The sequence below is a fragment of the Methanofastidiosum sp. genome (genome assembly GCA_020854815.1).
Taxonomy (GTDB): Archaea; Methanobacteriota_B; Thermococci; order Methanofastidiosales; family Methanofastidiosaceae; genus Methanofastidiosum.
In genome coordinates this window covers 1-5179 of record JAHKLW010000089.1, presented here as the reverse complement: position 1 = coordinate 5179, position 5179 = coordinate 1, and the positions used below count along the sequence as shown (strand labels likewise).

The 5179-nt window shown below is 34.0% G+C and carries 6 protein-coding genes and 1 tRNA gene; 4 read left to right on the top strand and 3 right to left on the bottom strand.

Features of this window, described 5'->3' with window-relative positions; translation table 11 throughout:
• Positions 1–960, top strand: a 960-nt coding sequence (locus KO464_10365) for a hypothetical protein (GenBank protein MCC7573763.1), incomplete at its 5' end; no start/stop codon positions are given.
• An 8-nt stretch (positions 961–968) separates the two neighbouring features.
• On the opposite strand, the gene KO464_10360 is transcribed toward KO464_10365, so the two are convergent.
• Positions 969–1041: transfer RNA gene (locus KO464_10360), tRNA-Arg, on the bottom strand.
• A gap of 36 nt (positions 1042–1077) precedes the next feature.
• Here KO464_10360 and KO464_10355 point away from each other — a divergent pair.
• Positions 1078–1383 carry a hypothetical protein gene (locus KO464_10355; GenBank protein ID MCC7573762.1) on the top strand — a complete coding sequence of 102 codons (306 nt, stop codon included), beginning with the start codon at positions 1078–1080 and terminating at the stop codon, positions 1381–1383.
• Between the two features lie 66 nt (positions 1384–1449).
• Here KO464_10355 and KO464_10350 read toward each other — a convergent pair whose 3' ends face one another.
• Positions 1450–2889: a hypothetical protein gene (locus KO464_10350; protein ID MCC7573761.1), complete on the bottom strand. Its 1440-nt coding sequence runs from the start codon at positions 2887–2889 to the stop codon at positions 1450–1452.
• 156 nt (positions 2890–3045) lie between these two features.
• Between KO464_10350 and KO464_10345 the strand changes: the two genes are divergently transcribed.
• Positions 3046–3444, top strand: a complete 399-nt coding sequence (locus tag KO464_10345; protein MCC7573760.1) for a toprim domain-containing protein — start codon at positions 3046–3048, stop codon at positions 3442–3444.
• 84 nt (positions 3445–3528) lie between these two features.
• A complete protein-coding gene (locus tag KO464_10340) occupies positions 3529–4752 on the top strand; it encodes a tyrosine-type recombinase/integrase (protein ID MCC7573759.1) in 1224 nt (407 codons plus the stop codon).
• A gap of 214 nt (positions 4753–4966) precedes the next feature.
• On the opposite strand, the gene KO464_10335 is transcribed toward KO464_10340, so the two are convergent.
• Positions 4967–5179, bottom strand: a 213-nt coding sequence (locus tag KO464_10335; protein MCC7573758.1) for a histidine kinase, incomplete at its 5' end; no start/stop codon positions are given.

Below are 5179 nucleotides of genomic sequence, written 5' to 3'. Positions count from 1 at the left end.
TTAATACTTTCTGAAAATGATCTTAGATCTGTTCTTAATTATAAAAATGTCTTAAAAGCACTAGAATCCGGATTTGTCGCATACATGAGAAAAGGAAAATTTCCCCTTAGAACAGCAATTGATTCTGATGAAAATAAAACAACAGTGTTGTTCATGCCTTCTTCTTTTTTAGACAAGTCAGGAGTTAAAATTGTATCATTATGCGAAAATAATCCTTCTAATAGACTTCCCTACACCAGAGGTATATATGTTTTGGTTTCACTAAAAGATGGGGCCCCACTTTGCGTCATGAATGGAACGTATCTAACATATATCAGAACTGCAGTAACTTCTTTATTAGCCTCAAAGTATCTAGCAAAAAAAGATCCTAAAACTCTAGGAATTATTGGGACTGGTAAGATAGGTCTAATGACATGCGAAGCTCATTTATCTCATTTTGAAATAGAAAAAGTATATGCTTTTGATAAACTAGAATATTCTCTTAACTCATTTACCCAAAGACTAAATATTTATAATAATCTTGATGATATAGTTTTGTGCAAAAATGGAAATGAAGTGGTATCTAGTTCAGATATTGTGATTACAGCAACAACATCTACGACCCCCATTTTTAACTCTCGTTCTGTCAAAGAAGGAACTCATATCAATGCAATTGGGGCATATAAAAAAACAATGCAAGAGATACCTGAAGGCCTAGTATTAAGGTCGAAGATATTTGTTGATACTCTTGAAGGTGCAACTTCTGAACCTGGAGATATTGTAATTCCTTTACAAAATGGATTAATCAATAAAGAAGATATTCGAGAGATATCTGATGTAATCCTAAAGAGAATTTCTAGATCTAATCTTGATATTACACTTTTCAAATCTGTTGGATTTTCTCTTGAAGACATAATTACCGCTGAACTAGCATATAGTGAATCTAAAAAGAATGGAATTGGTACAGAAGTTGAACTTTAATTTATAAGCGCCCTCGCCGGGATTCGAACCCAGGGCTTCGGCTCCGCAGGCCAATATTTTATCCGGCTAAACTACGAGGGCAGCACAAAGGTCAAAATAGAAAGATTAATAAACTTTTTGGTATTAGGTTTCATTGGTGAGGCAATGGAAGAAGATGACATCGATAATGTAGTTATTCAGGGAGAGCCATCACCTGAAGAGATCGCAGAGAGTGATAGGGAAGGAATCAGAATTGCAGCAAAAGAAGTAAACTATGATCTTACCCCCGCTGAGATAGAAGATATTCGTAAAGCAATGTTAAAGTCATTGGTACTAAAAATAGTCGCTGCTAACTCACTAGTCCCCGAAAATGTTAAAGAAGAAGACTTTGAAACTATTCTGGCCTTATACACTAACGTACTATCAAACATGCTCAAAAAATAATAATTCTATTTTATTTAATTTCTAGATACCTACTAACCTATTCTTAGAAGTAAATTATAAATTAATTTATTCAACAGAAAATTCAAATTCTTCTATTTGGGATATATTAGTGCCTTGAACTAGAAATATTATCTTATAATTCCCTTTCTCACATTTTGGATTGATAGTAATATCAAAGTAATGTGTTGACTTTGAAAATATGTCTGCCTTTGATTGTTTGATATCCACTTCTAAACATGAAGGACTATCTTCAACTACAATTGAAACATTTTTTGCCTTTAGAATACCTCTATTCTGGACTCCTATCTGTATAACGTTATCAACATTTTGAGTTAATACTGCGCCTTGAGTGAAGCCTCCCCCACCAATATAGTGTATATTTGATGTAGGATTAAATACCTCAACAACTTTCACGTTGTAAAACATAGTTGGACTAAGTATTTTTGAAGAAGCTTGAGGAACGCATCCATATGCATATCCAATTGTGTAATTATCTCCTGTTCTTCCAGTAAACCACATCTTCAAATTTGGACAACTTCCAGTTTCAAAACCATTTGGATCATAAATAACGGATGGAGTGTAAGTTCTGCTATTCCTCCATAGGGTCCCGTCATCTTTGTAGAATATAGGATTATTTGGATCTCTTTGCCAGTTGAGGCCATCTTGAGATGTAGCATGGCCTATCCCTTCATTCGCCCCTCCACTATAACCTGATCCAGAATACCACATATGCCACGTATCGTCTATTTTAACAATTGTGCCGTAAGAGATGTAGTCACTATCCCACGTACTACCTCCTCCTCTTTCTAGAACTCTTCCATAACCTTTCCATAGAATGCCATTAGTAGAATAGGCAAGGCCAATTTCTTCAACACCGCCTGTTGTTCCATCATAGTACATTACAAACTTATTACCCCAGATATTTGTATCATCAATAATATTCGATCCAGAGGGATTGTAAAATACATCTATAGGGCCATATGAACCCCTATTCCAATCTGGCCAGCTACCCGAAACAACTGAGTTTCCTACTTGCTGTATAGACTGGTCATTGTACCAGGTAACCCCATTTGACGATTCGGCATATCTTATGGAATTAATACTGTAAAGTTGGCTAGTGTCCCAGTACCATACTCTATAGTGCATAACATTTGAAGAAGGATTAAGGCCAGAGTTTGTTCCAGTAAATCCTATCGGGAAGTATACAACATGGCAGTGATGAGAATTTGTAAGGCCTGAATTTACATTAATATTTGTCCAGTTTATACCATCTTCAGATTGCGTTAAATATGTTCCACCACTCCCGTCACTATACCACATCTTATAATATGCAGAGGCCCCATGTCCGCTAAATTTGTTTATGTCAAATATCACTGTTGGATAATATGCTCTGGTAGCAGGATCAAAAACTGGATTATTTGGATATTCATCTAAGATAAGCTCTTGAGCCATAAAAAAAGGAATGTTAAATAGTAATATCATTAAAAAAACTGATACATATTTCATAAAACTTAGTAATTATGATTATTTATATGTCTTTCTAATAATTTAATGAAAGAAATCTTAAGTATATTAATCTCTATTAGTTATTCTTTAATTTAATTGAAAATCTTGATTAATATTTCGATAAAGATTATAATCAAATTATATATTAGTTATATTATGTCTCTTAAAGAAGATCTTGAAAATACCATCGTTATCTTAAATAAACTAAGGGAAGAAGAAGGAGTAATCCTAGTTGAAGGTCAAAATGATATTCAATCATTGGTAAATCTTGGAATAAAAAATAAGATTATTGCCGTTTCTCAACATAATATTTTTGATGTCATTGACAATATCCCAGAGAAAGAAATCATAGTATTAACTGATTTTGATAAAAAAGGGACTTATCTTTTCAAACGATATGTTAAAGAGCTTCAATCTTCTGGTAAAAAAGTAATTACAATTTATTATCATGAACTTAAGAAATATCTAAAGAAATATATCACCGGAATTGAACAGATCTACCCTTTTCTTAAAAGAAGGGGTGTAATTGAAGAAAATGAAGGCTTAATTTGTTAAAAAAGAAGTGCGGTCGCCGGGCCACTTTTTTTAATGCAAATGCAGTTAGAAAACGTATAAATCGTGGTTTATTATCCTCTATTTATGGGAATATATAAGGAAAAAAGAATCATCCTCAAAGAAGAAGAGCGCTTATTAAAATCTTCTATATCTGACATTAATATTAATTACATTAAGGAATTTAAAAGTTTTCTCATAGCAAGCCGAATTGGACTACTAAGGACACTTCGTTACATGGTCGACCTTAGAATGATTTGTACCAGATACAAAGACAAAGATTTCGCTGAATGGAACTCAAAAGATATTATTGAAGTCCTTGAGAAGGTAGAAATAGAAGACATATCTGAATCCTCTAAAAATGAATACAGAAGAACATTAAGAAAATTTTTCAAATGGTTAAAAGGCGATGAGTGGGAGGGCTTGCAGTCTCTGAAAGGTGAACGAAAACATCCAAAAAAGCCTGATGTACTAACAAAAGATGAAGTGCTTCTGTTAATTGAATCTGCAATTCACCCTAGAGATAAAGCTGCTATCGCTCTTCTTTATGACGGTGGCCTTAGAGTTGGAGAACTTGCTTCAATTACCTTCAAAGACTTGACTTTTAACAACTACGGAGGCAAAGCAAAAGTAAGAGGTAAAACAGGGGAGAGACTTGTACCATTCGTAATGGCAGAACCTTACATAAAAAACTGGATTCAGTTGCATCCAAATCCTCGCCCAAACGAATCATTATTTGTAGGGACAGGAAACAAAAACTTTGGCAAACCCATGTTTTACGAATCATATCAAAATCTTATCAAGAGGGCCGTAAAAAAATCTGGTATTGAGAAAAAAGTTACCCCACATATATTAAGACATACCAGGGCAACACATCTAGCCTCAAAACTGACAGAATCTGAGATGTGTCATTACCTAGGTTGGCAGCTTGGCTCTGGAATGCCAAAAGTTTACGTCCATCTCTCTGGGAGGGATATCGATAAGGCCATCTATAGCAAGGTATATGGCCTTAAAACTGAGGATTCACAGGAAGAAGAGAAGATTAAACCAGTTCAATGTCCAAGGTGTAAAGAAAACTGTGGGCCAACTTCAGAGTATTGTTACCGTTGTGGAATGCCTCTAAAAGAAGAAAAAATATTTGAGTTGGAAAAACATAGTAAGGAATTGAGAAAAGAATTCTTTGAACTAGCAGCAGAAAATCCAAGCATGCTTAAGGAAGTAAACTTGTTCATGGAAATGATGGAAATTGTAAATTCAAATCCCGAAATGAGGCAAAAGATGTTTGAATTACAGAGAAAAGGTGACATATAATAATCACTTGTACCATTAAAGGATCCTTTAAGACTCCCAACTTCTATTAAAAGATAGGGCCAATTCGTTTTAATGAAAAAATTCCAATTCATTTATTAATTCAGTTATCAAGGTCTTTGGAGCCAATATTTGGCAATTCCAGGAGAAGTAAAGGGGTAAATCTCAAAAGAGATAATCTAAGATTAACTATGTATTATTTGTATAAATAATATTATTATAGATATCTCCTTAAAAATTTCCTTGTGGCTTCAGTATCCATCCAACCTTGATCAAGCTGCTTTATCAGTTCTTCAATCCTGTCTATCTGCCTCAAAAATCTATCTCTAGTTTTTTCATTTTCAACTTCAACTTGGGTAAATCCGCTCATTATTGCAAGAGGATTTCTTATATAGTCAACAAGGTGTGCGAAGTACTCTAGATTATCATC

Coding starts and splice junctions, on each gene's coding strand:
- KO464_10340 (MCC7573759.1), top strand. CDS start 3,529: ATGGGAATATATAAGGAAAAAAGAATCATCCTCAAAGAAGAAGAGCGC.
- KO464_10350 (MCC7573761.1), bottom strand. CDS start 2,889: ATGAAATATGTATCAGTTTTTTTAATGATATTACTATTTAACATTCCT.
- KO464_10345 (MCC7573760.1), top strand. CDS start 3,046: ATGTCTCTTAAAGAAGATCTTGAAAATACCATCGTTATCTTAAATAAA.